This is a genomic window from Neisseria sp. 27098_8_112 (assembly GCF_041433235.1).
In the GTDB taxonomy this organism is placed as follows: domain Bacteria; phylum Pseudomonadota; class Gammaproteobacteria; order Burkholderiales; family Neisseriaceae; genus Neisseria.
Genome location: NZ_JAPWBB010000007.1, coordinates 45,876 through 62,254, shown reverse-complemented (window position 1 = coordinate 62,254; position 16,379 = coordinate 45,876). Strand labels below are relative to the sequence as shown.

17 protein-coding genes are annotated in these 16,379 nt (G+C 49.7%); 6 read left to right on the top strand and 11 right to left on the bottom strand.

Annotated elements, in window-relative coordinates:
* Window positions 1–160 precede the first annotated feature (160 nt).
* Window positions 161–982 carry a 2,3,4,5-tetrahydropyridine-2,6-dicarboxylate N-succinyltransferase gene (gene dapD / locus O3682_RS06050; protein ID WP_003749076.1) on the top strand — a complete coding sequence of 274 codons (822 nt, stop codon included), beginning with the start codon at window positions 161–163 and terminating at the stop codon, window positions 980–982.
* 199 nt (window positions 983–1,181) lie between these two features.
* Here dapD and O3682_RS06045 read toward each other — a convergent pair whose 3' ends face one another.
* From O3682_RS06045 to O3682_RS06010, 8 genes are all read right to left on the bottom strand, one after another.
* Window positions 1,182–1,976 (bottom strand): glycosyltransferase family 8 protein, encoded by a 795-nt coding sequence (locus O3682_RS06045; protein WP_371509018.1) that lies wholly within the window; start codon window positions 1,974–1,976, stop codon window positions 1,182–1,184.
* Window positions 1,977–2,013: 37 nt separating this feature from the next.
* Window positions 2,014–3,750: a DNA recombination protein RmuC gene (locus O3682_RS06040; RefSeq protein ID WP_526023250.1), complete on the bottom strand. Its 1,737-nt coding sequence runs from the start codon at window positions 3,748–3,750 to the stop codon at window positions 2,014–2,016.
* A gap of 1,093 nt (window positions 3,751–4,843) precedes the next feature.
* The gene (mnmE, locus tag O3682_RS06035; RefSeq protein ID WP_371509014.1) at window positions 4,844–6,208 is read right to left on the bottom strand and encodes a tRNA uridine-5-carboxymethylaminomethyl(34) synthesis GTPase MnmE; all 1,365 of its coding nucleotides are present in this window, start codon (window positions 6,206–6,208) and stop codon (window positions 4,844–4,846) included.
* A 112-nt stretch (window positions 6,209–6,320) separates the two neighbouring features.
* Window positions 6,321–6,860: a DUF924 family protein gene (locus O3682_RS06030; protein WP_004520918.1), complete on the bottom strand. Its 540-nt coding sequence runs from the start codon at window positions 6,858–6,860 to the stop codon at window positions 6,321–6,323.
* Window positions 6,861–7,103: 243 nt separating this feature from the next.
* Window positions 7,104–7,241: a hypothetical protein gene (locus tag O3682_RS06025; protein ID WP_371509011.1), complete on the bottom strand. Its 138-nt coding sequence runs from the start codon at window positions 7,239–7,241 to the stop codon at window positions 7,104–7,106.
* Between the two features lie 51 nt (window positions 7,242–7,292).
* The gene (locus O3682_RS06020; protein WP_371509009.1) at window positions 7,293–7,949 is read right to left on the bottom strand and encodes an NAD(P)-dependent oxidoreductase; all 657 of its coding nucleotides are present in this window, start codon (window positions 7,947–7,949) and stop codon (window positions 7,293–7,295) included.
* A 167-nt stretch (window positions 7,950–8,116) separates the two neighbouring features.
* Window positions 8,117–8,506, bottom strand: a complete 390-nt coding sequence (locus O3682_RS06015) for a hypothetical protein (protein WP_371509007.1) — start codon at window positions 8,504–8,506, stop codon at window positions 8,117–8,119.
* Window positions 8,507–8,514: 8 nt separating this feature from the next.
* Window positions 8,515–9,075, bottom strand: a complete 561-nt coding sequence (locus O3682_RS06010) for a DUF7021 domain-containing protein (protein ID WP_371509005.1) — start codon at window positions 9,073–9,075, stop codon at window positions 8,515–8,517.
* A 190-nt stretch (window positions 9,076–9,265) separates the two neighbouring features.
* Between O3682_RS06010 and O3682_RS06005 the strand changes: the two genes are divergently transcribed.
* The 4 genes from O3682_RS06005 to ubiG all read left to right on the top strand — a co-directional run bounded on the left by O3682_RS06005 (window position 9,266) and on the right by ubiG (window position 12,302).
* The gene (locus O3682_RS06005; RefSeq protein WP_371509109.1) at window positions 9,266–10,156 is read left to right on the top strand and encodes a LysR family transcriptional regulator; all 891 of its coding nucleotides are present in this window, start codon (window positions 9,266–9,268) and stop codon (window positions 10,154–10,156) included.
* Window positions 10,153–10,425, top strand: a complete 273-nt coding sequence (locus O3682_RS06000; RefSeq protein ID WP_371509003.1) for a GIY-YIG nuclease family protein — start codon at window positions 10,153–10,155, stop codon at window positions 10,423–10,425. The genes O3682_RS06005 and O3682_RS06000 overlap by 4 nt, the downstream gene beginning before the upstream one ends.
* 467 nt (window positions 10,426–10,892) lie before the next feature.
* Entirely contained in the window at window positions 10,893–11,426 is a 534-nt protein-coding gene (locus O3682_RS05995) for a c-type cytochrome (RefSeq protein ID WP_371509001.1), read from the top strand.
* Window positions 11,427–11,588: 162 nt separating this feature from the next.
* Entirely contained in the window at window positions 11,589–12,302 is a 714-nt protein-coding gene (gene ubiG, locus O3682_RS05990) for a bifunctional 2-polyprenyl-6-hydroxyphenol methylase/3-demethylubiquinol 3-O-methyltransferase UbiG (RefSeq protein ID WP_371508999.1), read from the top strand.
* Window positions 12,303–12,459: 157 nt separating this feature from the next.
* Here ubiG and O3682_RS05985 read toward each other — a convergent pair whose 3' ends face one another.
* Complete coding sequence (locus O3682_RS05985) at window positions 12,460–12,930, bottom strand: CYTH domain-containing protein (RefSeq protein ID WP_371508998.1); 471 nt, start codon at window positions 12,928–12,930, stop codon at window positions 12,460–12,462.
* Between the two features lie 38 nt (window positions 12,931–12,968).
* Entirely contained in the window at window positions 12,969–13,388 is a 420-nt protein-coding gene (locus O3682_RS05980; protein ID WP_371508996.1) for a CopD family protein, read from the bottom strand.
* Between the two features lie 234 nt (window positions 13,389–13,622).
* Between O3682_RS05980 and O3682_RS05975 the strand changes: the two genes are divergently transcribed.
* Window positions 13,623–13,886: a hypothetical protein gene (locus O3682_RS05975; RefSeq protein ID WP_004520905.1), complete on the top strand. Its 264-nt coding sequence runs from the start codon at window positions 13,623–13,625 to the stop codon at window positions 13,884–13,886.
* A 353-nt stretch (window positions 13,887–14,239) separates the two neighbouring features.
* On the opposite strand, the gene O3682_RS05970 is transcribed toward O3682_RS05975, so the two are convergent.
* Entirely contained in the window at window positions 14,240–16,276 is a 2,037-nt protein-coding gene (locus tag O3682_RS05970) for a M3 family metallopeptidase (RefSeq protein ID WP_371508994.1), read from the bottom strand.
* Between the last annotated feature and the right edge of the window lie 103 nt (window positions 16,277–16,379).

Sequence of the window (16,379 nt, the reverse complement as noted above, 5' to 3'; positions counted from 1 at the left end):
AAAATCTTGGCTTAGCCGAAATCCAGCCGTGTAACGCTCGGCGATAATCATGTTAATAGCTGACGAAATCGCTTTTACATGGCAAAATAACGAGTTAAATATTTGTAATAGGGTGGCCTGAATAGGTTTCAGACGGCCCTGATCTCTTGAAGGAATCAACATGTCTTTGCAAAACATCATTGAAACGGCTTTTGAAAACCGTGCCGAAATCAATCCGAATACCGTTACTCCAGAAGTGCGTGAAGCGGTTTTGGAAACCATTCATCAACTCGACTCCGGCAAACTGCGCGTTGCCGAGCGTTTGGGCGTGGGAGAATGGAAAGTCAACGAATGGGCGAAAAAAGCCGTATTGCTGTCTTTCCGCATTCAGGACAATGAAATCCTCAACGACGGTGTGAACAAATACTTCGACAAAGTGCCGACTAAATTTGCCGATTGGTCTGAAGACGAATTCCGCAGCGCAGGTTTCCGCGCAGTTCCGGGTGCGGTTGCCCGCCGCGGCAGCTTTGTAGCGAAAAATGTCGTGTTGATGCCTTCTTATGTCAATATCGGCGCATACGTTGACGAAGGTGCGATGGTCGATACTTGGGCGACTGTCGGCTCTTGCGCGCAAATCGGTAAAAACGTGCACTTGAGCGGCGGCGTCGGCATCGGCGGCGTACTCGAGCCTCTGCAAGCCAGCCCGACCATTATTGAAGACAACTGCTTCATCGGTGCGCGTTCTGAAATCGTCGAAGGCGTGATTGTCGAAGAAGGCAGCGTGATTTCTATGGGCGTGTTCATCGGTCAATCCACCAAAATCCTTGACCGTACTACCGGCGAAATCTATCAAGGCCGCGTACCGGCTGGCTCTGTTGTCGTATCCGGCAGCATGCCTTCCAAAGACGGCAGCCACAGCCTCTACTGCGCAGTTATCGTCAAACGTGTGGACGCGCAAACCCGTGCGAAAACCAGCGTGAACGAATTGTTGCGCGGTATTTAATCGGATAACGATGACGCCGACGGAGGGTGGGTGGCAAAGCCTGCTTTACGGTCGGGTTTGAACACAAAACAGGCAGAATGTTCTGCCTGTTTTTTATGGCTTAAAGGCCATCTGAAACGATTTCAGACGGCCCTTTGTTTTTGATGATGAGTTGTTTTAAGGTCAATTGAGGCAAGGGAAGAGTATTCCCTGTCTGAGATTACGCTTCCGGCCAGTCGGCGCAATAGTATTGCCAATATATTTCTTCAAAAGGAATCTTGCCGTAATCGCACAACCACGGTTTGGCGCGTGAGGTGTAGTGGATGATGGGCGGGGTGGTATCCGGCAGAGGGAACATTTCGTCAAGGTCGTATGTTTGGAAAAATCTTCTGGCGCCGGTTTGGTAATTCCAAGATTCTTCCAATTGCAGCCAGTTCTCTTGAAATACGGTGTTTAGAAAGCATTGGTCACCAAAGGGGACGGCTTTATCAATGGTGGCGGCGGTTTGCAGCAGTTGCTCCGCGATATTGTGTTTGCGCCATTGACCCAAATCGGCCAGCAGCATGCCGGAATTGAAATAGGGTGTGGTGTGCAGGCCGGTCGGATGGTTCCAATCGGTACGGGCAAGATAGGAATCTTGTACGGCGGCGACGGGATAGCCGCGCATATCGAGGTTGAACAAATCGTGCAGGGATTGGGTAACCACCATATCGCTGTCGAGGTAAAGGGCGCGGTCGACGGGCAGGTGCTGCATCATCAGGCGGAAAAATGCGGCATCCGAAATATGGGACAGGCGGCGATATTGGCTGAAGTCCATTTCAATTTTGACGTCATTCAGACGGCTGCCGCTGGCGGCGAGTTTTTGGTTGGTATAGTTGATCCATTCCTTCCTGAAGGTGTTGTGCATAAGGTAGAAATTGACACCTGTATTGTGCGTACAGACGGACTTCATCAGGGTATGAACCTGCTCGGCGTAGCCTGTGTCGGCGGCAAGGACGATGGTGATGTTGCTCATTGGTTAAATTCCCTTTTTTACAATGTTTTGGAGTTGGTCAGTTATTTTCTTGATTTTGCATGGTGGGTAAAGCGGCATGGTCTTCGGTTTCCGATACGGCCTTTTCTACTAAATCCCGTTGCAGCTGTTTGCCGGCCTTGATGCCCAATTTGCGCAGTTTTTCAGTGCTGCTGATGAGGTTGCCCCTGCCGGAAACCAAACGGCTGTAGGCCGTCTGAAACTGGGATTGTGCCTGACCAAGCGCTTTATTGATGCCGTCCATGCTTTCGACAAAGCCGACAAATTTGTCATAGAGTTTGCTGCCGGCCTCGGCAATGGCCAGCGCGTTTTGGTTTTGCTGCTCGTTGCGCCAGATATTGGCAACGGTGCGCAGGGTGGCAAGCAGGGTGCTGGGGCCGGTCAGCATGATGCGTTTGTCGAAACACTCTTGGAAGAGGTTCGGATCGTGTTGCAGGGCGAGGAGGTAGGCCGGTTCGACAGGGACGAACATAAAGACGAAGTCCAGCGTTTTGACACCCTCAAGGTCGGTATAGTCCTTCGCTGCCAAGCTTTTGATGTGGGCGCGGATACTGGCGACGTGGTTGGCAAGCTCGCGTTCTGCTTCTGCGCCGGTGCTTTGCGTATAGCGGACGTAGGCGGTCAGCGATACTTTGGAGTCGATGACGATTTGTTTGTTGTCGGGCAGATTGATGAGGACGTCGGGCTGGAGGCGGCGTTGGGTGCCGTCTGCTTCGTGGCGGACGCTGGAAGCTTGAACGATGTATTCGCGACCTTTTTGCAGGCCGGAATTTTCCAATACGCTTTCCAAAATCATCTCGCCCCAGTTGCCTTGGGTTTTGTTTTGCGTGCCGGTCAGCGCAGTGGTCAGCGCTTTGGCATCGTGGTGGAGCTGAGTGTTGAGGGTTTGCAGGCGTTTGAGTTCGTTTTCGATGGTCAGGCGTTCTTTGGCTTCTTTTTCATAAGTCTGCTGAACCAGCTCGCTGAAGCCGTGGATGCGTTCGTTGAGCGGATTGAGCAGTTGCTGAAGATGGTCGTGGTTTTGTTCGGTAAAGCGGCGGCTTTTCTCTTCCAAAATAGTGTTGGCGAGGTTTTGGAACTGGTCGCTCAGGTTTTTACGCGCATCTGCCAATAGAACCAATTTTTCTTCGGCAGCCTGACGGTCTTTTTCCGATTGGGTGTTGAGGCGCTCGTTTTGGACTTGAAGCGCGTGGTTTTGCTCTAAAAGGGCGGTGTATTCTTGTTTCAGACGGCCTTTTTCGGCTTCCTGTTGCTGTAAAAGGCTGTTTTTGTCGTCAATATTGGCTTTTTCTTGCGTCAGTTGTGTGGAGAGGCGTTCGTTTTGGACTTGCAGCGCATGGTTTTGCTCCAAAAGCGTGTCGTAGTCTTGTTTCAGACGGCCTTTTTCCGTTTCCTGCTGCTGTAAAAGCGTATTTTTATCCGCACTCAATGCCTGTTCTTGAGCTAGCTGCGTGTTTAGACGTTCGTTGTTGATTTGCAGGTTTTGCGCGCTTTGCTGCCATTTTGCACATTCGTGTTTTAAAGCTTCGGCTTCGGCCTCGCAATCTTGCAGATAGGCAATCTGTTTTTCGGCTGCGGCAAAGCGGTTGTCCGTCTCCTGCAATTCGTCTTGCAATTCCTGCACGGTATGGCGGCTTTGTGCCAAATCCGCTGCAGTTTGAGCCTGCACCTGTTCGGCAAACTCATGCAGGCGGCGGGCTTCGGCCAATTCTTGTAAAACGGTAAAGTGTCGGCTTTGGGCGTGGTAGCGTGTCATCAGCCAAGCAAACAGCGCGCCGATAAAAAATGCGGCCACGCCGGTCAGGATTAGGGTGTTGTTCATGCTGAAAATAGTCAATACGCAGAATGTTTCACTATATCATATATTTGCAGCGCATTTTATGGTCGGATATGCGCTAGAAACGTGTGTTTTCTTTAAAAGAAGCTATCAAAGGTATTGGTTTTGACTAATTGAACATTTAGGTTGTGAAAAAGATAAATTTGTAACATTTTGAATTTAAAAATATATTTAATTTAGAGTGCAATTTTGCAACAAAAAAGGAGGGATTTTATGGGCACAGCAAGATACGTTTGTAGTGTGTATGTAATTAAGACATCGGTGTCATTGAAAAAGACATCGGTGTCATTTTCAAAACAAAATATAAATTAACTATAACCATCATTATGTATATTTTTAGTATTTTATCTTTACGGAAAAGTTGTATTAATTAACGATTAACACGGTATGATTCGTCCTGTCGGCAGCGTAGATGCCGGCGAAAAAAATGTGTATGTTGTTAAATAACATTTTGTATCTATGAAAAAGGACTACTTAAAATGGGATATTTAATAACGCTTGCCACCGCTTCTTTAATCGGCATGTCGGGATGCCGGCCTCCGCCCTCGGCGTCGCCTACAATATCGAAACGGTAGTACACAAATAATTCAATCATAAACGAATTAATTACAATACTTCAGAAAACGCAACTTAGGCCGTTTTTCGGCCGACAGACAAGAAAGTGAGACAAACAATGAAAACTTTAATCAAACTGGCAGCAGCCTCTTTAATCGGTATGTCCGGCCTGACCGTCGGTGCAACCAATATCGCCCACAATATGGCTGATGCCGATAAATAAAAAATACACAACACACCCTTAAATACACAGAAAAGAGTTAAAATGAAAACATTAATCAAATTGGCCGCGGCTTCTCTGATCGGCATGTCCGGTTTGACAGTTGGCGCGACCAAAATCGCAAAAAATATGGCAGAAGCTGCCAATAAATAAACGCAAGTGAAATTAAGCTTGTTTTGGTGATAAAAAAGGCCGTCTGAACATTCAGACGGCCTTTGTATTTGATGGCAAACCGTTTTATTTGCCGATACAGAAGCGCGAGAAAATCACGCCCAGTAAATCGTCGGCGGTAAATTCGCCGGTGATTTCGCTGCAGGCGTTTTGGGCGAGGCGCAGGTGTTCGGCGAAAAGCTCGATTTGGTTGTTGTTGCAGAGGGCGGCGTTTTCCAGCTCGGCTTCGGCTTCGTGCAAGGCGTTGAGGTGGCGGCTGCGGGCGAGGAACAGGCTTTCGCTTTCGCCCTGCCAGCCGACTTCCTGCAATAGGGCGTGTTTGAGCAAATCGAGACCCGCGCCGGTTTTTGCGGATAGGCTGATGACGGTGTCCGCACCGGTTTGCGCGAGGCCGTCTGAACGGACGGCGACGGGTTCGCCGGTCAGGTCGGCTTTGTTGTGGATTTCGATTTTTTTCAAACCATCGGGCAGGCTGTTCAAAATGGCTTGGGTTTTGGCGTTCACGCCTTCGCGCGGGTCAATCAGAATCAGGGCGACATCGGCTTCGGAAACGGCTTTGCGGCTGCGCTCGATGCCGATTTGTTCGACCACGTCGTCGGTTTCGCGCAGGCCGGCGGTGTCGATGATGTGGACGGGCACGCCGTCGAGGGTGATTTGTTCGCGCACGGTGTCGCGGGTGGTGCCGGCGATGTCGGTTACAATGGCGATGTCGTCGCCAGCCAAGGCGTTGAGCAGGCTGGATTTGCCGACGTTGGGCGCGCCGACGAGGACGACGTTCATGCCTTCGCGCAAAATCGCACCTTGTTCCGCACTGGCAAGCACGGTTTTTAGACGGCCTTGCAGCGCTTGGAGCTTGCCGCGCGCGTCGGCGGCTTCGAGAAAGTCGATGTCTTCTTCGGGGAAGTCGAGCGTGGCTTCAACCAGCATCCGCAAAGTAATAAGGTCGTCCACCAGCTCGTGTATGTGTTGGGAAAACGCGCCTTTGAGCGAACGCAATGCCATGCGGGCGGCGGACTTGCTGGAGGCGTCGATGAGGTCGGCGACGCTTTCGGCTTGGGCTAGGTCGAGTTTGTTGTTGAGGAAGGCGCGTTTGGTAAATTCGCCCGGCTCCGCCATGCGCGCGCCCAGTTCGAGGCAGCGCGAGAGCAACATGTCCATCACGACAGGGCCGCCGTGCCCCTGCAATTCAATCACGTCTTCGCCGGTAAAGCTGGCGGGAGCGGCGAAGTAGAGCAGGATGCCGTTGTCTATCGGCTGTCCGTCGCCGCCGAGAAAGTCGGTGTAAAGCGCGGTGCGCGGTTTGGGCGTTTTGCCGCCGCTGAGGGTTTGCGCCAAAGGCAGCAGGTTTTTACCGGAAAGACGGATCACGCCGACGCCGCCACGTCCGGGTGCGGTGGCGATGGCGGCGATGGTGGGTTGGGTTACGGACATGGTTGGCTCGTATCTGGAATTTAATAGACGGTATTATATAGTGATTTCACGATGATGCAGGCCGTCTGAAAACCTTGATTTCGGTTTCAGACGGCCTTTGACTTTGATGGAATTAAAATGATGAACCTTCCTGCTTCAGAAATTCTGCTTCTTCTTCCGTGGTTTTACGCCCCAATACGGCGTTACGGTGCGGATAGCGTCCGAAGTGGTCGATGATGACTTTGTGTTTGATTTCAAAGGCCAATGCGTTTTCATTGGTATAGCGTTCAAACAGCGGTACGGCTTGTTCATGGATAACTTGGCTTTCGCTGTGCATCAACGGCATCAGCATGAAATGGCGTTCATGCGGAAGGAGGTCGGCGAAGCCGGGTTGGCGAACGGCTTCTTGGGCAAGAATGAGTGCAGCAGTATCTTGGGCAAACGCTTGAGGGCTGTCGCGGAACAGATTGCGCGAGAATTGGTCAAGAATAATGATTTCGGCGAGCCTGCCTTGCAGAGTATCGCGCCAGTGTGAAAGTTCGCCGCGAGCTGCCTGCTGCCAGATATCGAAAAATTGAGCGCGAATTTGGGCATCGAATCCATTGTTGCGGGCAAATTGGAAAGGGTGGTTTTCTTCGGTAAACCAGAAATCTAAGACAGTTTGAGGTGTCATGAAAACTCCTTGAAATAGAGTACAGGGAAAATTGAGGCCGTCTGAAAAATTAGAGAGATGCTTTCAGATCATCTTAACCATCAGCGCTTGCGTGAGAAAAGATCGGTAGCGGAGCGGATTGTTGCTCACAATATGCAATTTATGATCTACATCTTTTCAGGATGGGCTCCTTACTACTCTGGTACAGTTCCTTCACTTTGTTCAAAATATTTTTGTAATTTTGATATAAATTGCCGACAGATTTTATTCGTATGTGGAGACGACGACAATATTTTGCACTTGGAAAACTTTGCTTGCATTGCCGACATAAGCTGTTGCACCAATCACTGCGATTTTCATGTGTGACTTTTTGTTGAGATTCGATTGATGAGATGAGCGCATGCAAAGGCCGTCTGAAACTTTTAGTTTCAGACGGCCTTTAAATTAAGATGATTAAACAGCGGCGACGGTAAAACGTTCAAACAAATGCGCTTTGTTTTCCACATCGTCGGCGATGGCGACTGCCAAATCGGCCACGCTGATGCCTGCCGGAATTTCACCGTCCATCAGCAAATCGTCTTTGCCCAAGCGGTATTTGCCGGTTTGGTCTTCGCTGAAACCGCCGTCTGCGCCCAGTCGTGCCGGAGGGGAAACGAAAGACCAGTTCACGTCGCGGCGCGGCAGAAGTTCTGCCAAGAGATGGCGTGCGGCATTGGCGCCGTCGAAAATTTCTTTCGGAAAGTCTGGCGTATCGACCACTTGCAAACCGGGTGCCACATACAGGCTGCCTGCGCCGCCGACGATTAAGAGATATGGCACTTGCGCTGCTTTTGCCGCTTCGACGATACTGTTTGTGCCGCGTGTGAAGTCCGCGCCGATGTTGGGATTGATCCAGCCCGGATTGAACGCGCTGACCACGGCGTCAAAGCCTGCCAGTTTGTCGGCAAAATCTGCTGCGTTGACATCTGCAGAGATAGCGGCAACATTTTGCGCTTGGAAAACTTTGTCTGTGTTGCGGGCGAAAGCGGTTACTTCATGCCCACGACCTGCTAATTCTTGAACGACTGCGTTGCCGACATAACCTGTTGCACCGATAACTGCGATTTTCATATTTGACTCCTTGTTGGGATGTGATTGATTAGATGAGTGCATTGTAAGGCCGTCTGAAACGCTTGATAATCCCTGTTTTGCTGTTATGATTGTGAAGTTTAACTAAATAATGGATAGGAATAGGCCGTCTGAAACGGGGGCAAGTCTCAGACGGCCTGTTGTTAGTGTCAGGAAGTGATGCCGGTGATGTTACCCTTTGTATCAAATGAAACATAAAAATAGTATTCATCGTCGGGTATCAATGCATCGTCATCATTGTGAAACACGATATAGAGATTCTGATCGACAATATTTAATGTTTGCGGCTTTAAATATTGAAGGAAGCTTTCCGCTGTCGGATGCGGATTGGCAAAAAAATCGTTTTTGGTGCGGATGCCGTTGTGTTTACGGATATGTTCGAGCAGGTATGCGTTTAGGGTGGAATAGAGTTGCGCCTGTTGTGCAAATGCTTCCGTTAAGCGTTTGGCAGCCCTGCTTGCCGGTTTTTTGCCGTCTGCGTTCAAAGATAATTTCACAGGCAGCCCTGCCCATTTTGAAGATGCCTCGATGGTGCTCATAAATGTGTTTAATCTGAATGTTGCTTCAGATATTCTCGGCGTAAGTTTTCCAATTTTTGATTGTGTGCGTCAGTTTCAAGTACTTCAACTAAAAGTATATTGCTTAACCAATCACTTCCGAATGGCTCCCAATCCATGCCTAACTTGCTACGGGTACGGTATATAGTCAGTGGTTTGAGTGTCTGAAATAAGCAGTTTTTAAAGGGGTTGTTTGCATCATCTTCTGCCCAGGTCAGATTGTATATGGGTTGATCCATGAACGTACCGCTTCCAACATGGATATAGCCCAAAATTGGGCAGCTTTTGCCTTGGAATTGTTTTTTGCCTCCACCTATGCCTGCATTAACCTTAAATGTTCCCATTTCAGGGCCGAAATCTGAAGTCAAAATCAAAAATTCATCTGTTTTATTGAAGAATAAGTCGGTATAAACCGTTGTATTCAAATCTAAAGCTGCCAAACGTTCATATACATATTCATCTTCGGCAGAATAACCAAGACCTAAAAATCGCATCAGACGCTGCAGTAGTCCTTTGGGTCTGTAAGGGTTAGATGTGTCGAAATCAGCCATTTAATCATCCTTTTAAAATATAAACATCAGTAGGCGGTATACCTTAAAAAGGGTAAATATGCAAATGGCGATAAATAAATATTTATTCAACCGCCCAATCAGTTCCGCGCCGATTTTTCATCCGCGCTATATAATCCGCAGTATTCATAACAGGCTGTCTGAAAACACCAATTTCAGTAAAGTAAACATCATGCAAGACATCAAACCCCTGCTTGTTTTCGCCGCCGTCCTCGAGCACGGCAGCATGAACGCCGCTGCGGCCGCGCTGGGCATGACGCCGTCTGCCATCAGCCAGCACATCAACCGCCTCGAAACCTTACACGGCATCAAGCTGTTAAACCGCAGCACGCGCAGCCTTGCGCCTACCGATGCCGGCCGTGCCTTGGGCGAATACTGCCGCCGTCTCGCCGCCACCCTTGCCGATACGCGTACTGTTATCGACAATCTGAAGACCGAACCTGTCGGCGAATTGCGCATTTCCCTGACTTCTACGGTCATCGAATCCCGCGCTTTTCAGACGGCCTTTTCGCGATTGCAAACTGAGTTCCCTAAAATCCGTCCTATCCTTAATTTCAGCGATACCTTGGACGACCTGCAACACAATCAGACCGACATCGCCATACGCGGCGGCGACCGGGCTTTGGACGATCCCAATCTTGTTGCGCGTCATCTCGTGACGTGGCCGTACATCATTTGTGCCGAGCCCGATTATCTCGACCGGCATCCGCTCATTACCCATCCCTCTCAGCTTCATACGCACCGCTGGCTGCATTTTTTACCTGTCCGCACTACCTTGCAAAACGGTGAAGAAAGCTATTTCCTCGACGTCGCCGACAGCATTGCCTGCACGCATCTTGCCGCCGTGTGCAATCTGACCGAAAGTGGATTTGGTTTGTCTTTGCAAGTGGGCGGCGAAGTGAGGGAGAAAATTGCACAAGGCCGTCTGAAAGCGGTTTTGCCTGAATGGACATTGCCGCCGGTCAGCCTTTATTTGGTCACGCCTTATCGTGTGCAGTCTGCCAAAACCGAGGTTGCCGTGCGTATTTTTACCGAGAGTTTTGCCAAGGAAGGGGAGTTATGAACGCGGAAAATTGGAGCGTTTACCTGATTTTGTGCGAAAACGGCGCGTTTTATTGCGGCATCAGCAACCGTCCGCAAGAGCGATTTGCGGCGCACCTGTCAGGAAAAGGCGCGAAATACACGCGTTTGAACAAGCCTGTCGAGATGCACATCGTTTCAGACGGCCTGACTAAAAGTGAGGCGCTGAAACGGGAAATCGGCATTAAGAAATTGACGGCTGAGCAGAAGCGGGGATTGTGGGCTGAAGCTGAAATATTGGCAAAAGACTAATGGCAGCACTGGATTAAATTTTAGTCGGGATATGAATGACCACATAAATAGGTAAGCCTGCTGGTGTCTTTCGCATAGGCAAGCGGCACATGTTTATTAACATGATTCAAAAAGGCCGTCTGAAACCTGATTGGGGTTCAGACGGCCTGTTTGGGATGGGGATGGCTTTCAGGTTGACGCTACTCATGGAGAAGTCGGTAAAAATTTGAATTCTAAAGGAAACTTTGAAAATAAAATGAGTAACTGCTTGAACAATAAAATGAAAGTTATCGCGCTTCATGACAAATGGGGTGAATTTCTATCCGAGTAGAGAGGTGGTGTCAATATGTTTTTCAGTTTTTGAGACAAAATCTGATTTATACCAATATTTATTATAGTGTAGGTCGAAAGTATTAGTTTCTATGCTAGAATTTTTAAGCTGTTTATATAAAACAGTGATTTAAACTAAAACTAAGGAAAGACCGAACATGAACAAATTACTGATTGCCGTAATGATGATGGCTGGTTTGACAGCTTGTTCCCAAGAGGCTAAACAGGAGACTCAAGAGGCTGCTCAAGCCGTTGCATCTGAAGTTAAAACCGAAGCCGCTTCTGCTGCCGATGCGACTGCATCCGCCGCTCAAGAAGCAGCTGATAAGGTTGAAGCCGCCGCCAGCAAAGCAGAGGAAGCCGCCAAACCTGAAGAAGCCGCCAAGCCCGAAGAGAAAGCCGAAGCGCCTGCCGCTGAAGCCAAGCCTGCCGAATCCGCCAAAGTGGACGGCAAAGCTGTTTTTGAAGCGAACTGTAAAGCATGCCACAGCGGCTTGATTCCCGGCGCTCCGGCCGTAGGCAAAAAAGAAGACTGGGCGCCTCGCATTAAACAAGGCAAAGACACCTTGCACAAACACGCCCTCGAAGGCTTCCAAGCCATGCCTGCCAAAGGCGGCAACGGCAGCTTAAGCGACGACGAAGTGAAAGCCGCAGTTGATTACATGGCCAACGAATCCGGCGCTAAATTCTAAATCATGCAGATTGAAACGCACCTTGCTACAAGGTGCGTTTTTTATGGGCAGACGGATGAAAGTTGAAATAGGGCCGATAAACAGGCAAAGGCCGTCTGAAACATTTTATTTTGAAGCACAATCGGCTAAAATCAGGAGAATGATTTTATGCAGGAGCAAACCATGAGCAATCAACACGACAACGTAGATGCCGGCGAAATCGCCAAGTTCAGCCAAATCGCCGACAAATGGTGGGATAAAAACGGCAAATTCAAGCCCCTGCATGACATCAATCCCTTACGCCTCGACTATATCGACGGCTATGCCGGATTGGCAGGTAAACGTGTGTTAGATGTAGGCTGCGGCGGCGGTATTTTGTCGGAAAGCATGGTCAAACGCGGTGCAGAACACGTTACCGGCATCGATATGGCGGAAAAATCCCTGCAAACCGCCGCTGCCCATGCGGCCGCTCAACACGTTGCCAATATCGATTACCGCTGCATCCGCGTTGAAGACCTCGCCGCTGAGCAGCCGCACAGCTTCGATGTGGTAACGTGTATGGAAATGATGGAACACGTTCCCGATCCGGCCGCCATCGTTCAAGCTTGCGCGAAACTGGTCAAACCCGACGGCATGGTGTTTTTCTCCACCATCAACCGCAATCCCAAATCTTATCTGCATCTGATTGTCGGCGCAGAATATCTGTTGAAATTCGTCCCCAAAGGCACGCACGACTGGAAAAAATTCATCACGCCGGCAGAACTCGCTCGCATGTGCCGCCAAGCCGGATTGGATACCGTCGGCAGCAAGGGCATGACCTACAATTTGTTGAGCGGCCGTTATTCTTTGTGCGACTCGACCGAGGTCAACTATATGGTTGCCTGCCGTCCGGCATAAGGTTCCACGGATAAAACACACAGGCTTGCCCGATATTTGAAACGGTATGTCAAAAGCAGCTTGATTCAAATATCGGTAAGGCAAATCAGGCCGTCTGAAAAGAAAAAAGGCATGTTCGATACATGCCTTTTTTGTATGTGCATAGAGGTTGTTGCCCTTATTCCGTCCAAGACGAATACGGATGTTTGCTCAAATACGCATTGGTGAACTTACCGTCTGACGTGATTTCCTTGCCCAACCAAGACGGTTTGGGGAACTCGGTATCTTCAGACGGCAATTCGATTTCCGCCACAATCAAGGGCGCATTGTCGCCGAAATATTCGTCGATTTCATACACAAAGCCTTCAAATTCAACCCGATAGCGGTATTTTTCCATTTTAAACGGACACATATTTGCCATCATCGCTTGCGCGTGCGCCAGCGGGATTTCGTATTCAAACTCGCTGCGCGTCATGTCGGAAATATAGCTTTTCAGGGTCAGCCATGCTTGCGAACCGATAATTCGCACACGGATGGTGCGCTCTTTTTCTACGCTCAAATAGCCCTGTTGCAACACCAGCGGCTCGCTTGCCGCTTCGCGCCAACTGTCATCCGCCAGCAAAAAGCGGCGTTCGATTTCGACTGTCATGAATTCTTTCCTTATTTACCAAACAGGCCGTCTGAAGATTAAAACGGCTTGAAAACCACCATATAAAGCGCGGCCACCATCATCAATACGGGGAGTTCGTTGAATACCCGATACCAGCGGTGCGAATACACATTGCTACCGTTTTGAAAACGGCGCAGCAGCAGACCGCAATAAAGCTGGTAAGCCAAGAGCAGTAGGCCGCACAATAATTTAACCGCCAGCCAGCCGTTGCCCCACCAATTATTTACAAACCCGATGGCCGCGCCAAATATCAGTGTTCCCCAGCCCAAAGGCGACATAAAGCGGTACAGCCTGCGCGACATATCCGTCAGCTGTACATATTCCACGCTACCAGGCTCTAATTGCGCCAGATTCACATAAATCCGCGGCAGATAAAACAGTCCGGCAAACCAAGAAATCACAAAAAATATGTGTAACAGCTTAAACCACAAATACATTTCAGACGGCCCCAAAACCTAAAACCATTATTTTATCCGCAATACGGCCCAAGCCGGAACAAAATAGTCAAAACAATCCGACAGGGTGCGCCGCAACAATGTGTTGCAGGCATGATTTTACCCAAAAGCCCAATTGTAAATTTCGCAACAATATGCAAGTTGAGATATGCACAATGCAAAAAACTTGTTAGAATCGTATGCTATTTAATTATAAAAACATTATGGACGGAAAACATGAAACAATTTGAAATCAGCAACAGCGTCAGGAAAGAGCTTAGCAACTACCTGAATACGCACAATCTAAACCTCAAAGCCGCCATGGACAACGAAACAACCAATGGCGAAGTCGCGGCCATCGTTCACGCAGGATTGCCGGCGATGATTCGGAAAATCTATTCTTTGGAAAAAATGAAAACCTTTTTCTGGACGAAAAAAGATTTGATGATGGAATTTATCAATATGCGTTTGGCTGCCGGCGATAAAAAAGGCAAAAACTAATTTTAGCGATGGGCAGGGGGAGATAGGGGTTTGAAATGCGGACTTCTGTTTTTCTCGAAGTCTTGTTAGGGATAGGTGTACTCATTGTTCCTAATAAATTTTGACAACCGAAAGGTCGTCTGAAATTCAAATGATAGGGCATGGGAACATGCCCTGTTTTTATGGGCGGTTGGTCTGCATTGGGAAAATATTGAGCTTGGCAATCATTGCGGCGTTCCGCGCCGGGTAGTTTTATCGGTTGAATGGTTTTATTTGTTTTGCTGAACATATTGAATGGATTATAAAAAGGCCGTCTGAAATATTTCAGACGGCCTTTAGCGTTGAATCAGCAATTAAAACGGCGGATTTTCAAATCAAGCTGCGTTGTCGAAACCGCTGTGGCGGAGCAGGGCATCCAAGCTTGGTTCGCGGCCGCGGAAGGCTTTGAAGGATTCGGCTGCGTTGCGCGAACCGCCGACGGCCAGTATTTCTTTCCAGAAGCGGCGGCCTGTTTCGGCAACATCGTCGCTTTCTTCAAAAGCGGCGTAAGCGTCTGCGCTCAAAACTTCCGCCCATGCGTAGCTGTAATAGCCTGCGGAGTAGCCGCCGGCGAAGATGTGGCTGAAGCTCAAGGCAAAGCGGTTGTATGCCGGCGGTTGGGTCACGGCGACTTCTTGACGCACTTTGTCCAAGATTTGCGGCCATTCTTTCAGACGGCCTTCATCTTCCTGATGATAGATTTCCATGTCGAAGAGGGCAAATTCCATTTGACGGACGAGGAACATACCGCGTTGGAAGTTTTTGGCCGCGTGCATTTTGTCGAACAGCTCTTTCGGCAATACCGCGCCGGTTTCTTCGTGCGAGGACATTTGCGCCAATACGTCGTATTCCCAAACGAAGTTTTCCATGAATTGGCTGGGCAGCTCGACCGCGTCCCATTCGACGCCGTTGATGCCGGATACGCCCACTTCGTCAACTTGGGTCAACAAGTGGTGCAGGCCGTGGCCGGTTTCGTGGAAGAGGGTGATGATTTCGTCGTGGCTCAAACGCGCTTCTTTGTCGCCGACCGGCGGGGTGAAGTTGCAGACGAGGTAGGCGGTCGGCAGTTGCAGCGTACCGTCGGTGAAACGGCGGCGGCTTTTGTAGCCGTCCATCCATGCGCCGCCGCGTTTGCCTTCGCGTGCGTACAAGTCCATGTAAACGCCGCCGATGGTTTGGCCGTCTTGTTTCAGCTCGAAATAGCGCACGTCTTTGTGCCAAACGGGGACGGTTTTTTCAGCCAGCTCGATGCCGTAGAGTTTTTTGATTTGGGCAAACAGGCCTGCCAATACTTTGCTGATAGGGAAGTATTTTTTCACTTCGGTTTCGCTGAAGGCGTATTTGGCTTGGCGCAGTTTTTCGGCGGCGTAGCTCAAATCCCAAGATTGCGGATCTTCGATATTCAGGCTCTCGCGTGCAAAGGCTTTGATTTCGGCAAAGTCTTTTTCGGCAAACGGTTTGGCGCGGCGGGCAAGGTCGTGCAGGAAGTTTAGAACCTGTTCGGGCGTATCCGCCATTTTGGTTGCCAGCGACAGCTCGGCGTAGTTTTTGAAGCCGAGCAGTTTGGCGGTTTTCAGCGCGTTTGCAAGCGTTTGTTCGACGTTGGCCGTGTTGTCGAATTTGCCTTCGTCAGACAATTCGCTGGCACGGGTAACGTAGGCGCGGTAGATTTGTTCGCGCAGTTCGCGGTTGTCGGCGTATTGGATAACGGCGAGGTAGTGCGGAATCTGCAGGCCGATTTTGTAGCCTGTTTTGCCTTCGCTTTGCGCGGCGGCGGCAAACATGGCGATGGAGTCTTCGGGGATGCCGGCAAGCGGCGCGGCATCGTCAAAGTAAATGCCGAAAGCATCGGTTGCGTCTTGGATGTTTTGTGCGAATTTGGCACCCAGTTGCGCGCCTTCGGTTTGCAGTTGCGCCAGTTCTGCCTGCTGTTCGGGCGGCAATTCGGCACCGCTGAGGACGAAATCGCGCAAGTCGTGGTTGAGCTTGGTTTGCTGCGCTGGGGAGAGGGTGTCGAATTCGGCAGAATTTTTGATGATTTTGAAGCGGTTGTACAACTCAATGTCTTGACCGATTTCGGTGAAGAAAATGGTGATTTCAGGCATCAATTCGTTGTATACGGCACGCAGCTCGGGCGTATCGACGACGGAGTTGAGATGGGAAACCACGCTCCAAATGCGGCCGACGCGTTCGGTAATGTCGGTCAGTTTTTCGACGGTGTTTGCCCAGTCGGTGTGCGTTTGCGCTTTGATGGCGGCGATTTGTTCGCGCGCTTCGGCAATGGCGGTTTGCAGGGCGGGTTTGATGTCTTCGGTTTTGATTTGGTCGAAACGGGGTTCTTCGCCCAAGTGGAGCAGGACGTTGTCGCTCATATGGTTTCTCCTGAATAAGATGGATTCAGACGGCCTTGTGGCCGTCTGAACAGAAAACGATAGGCGTTATATGGTGGCAGACAGGCAGAATTAAAGTGTCCTG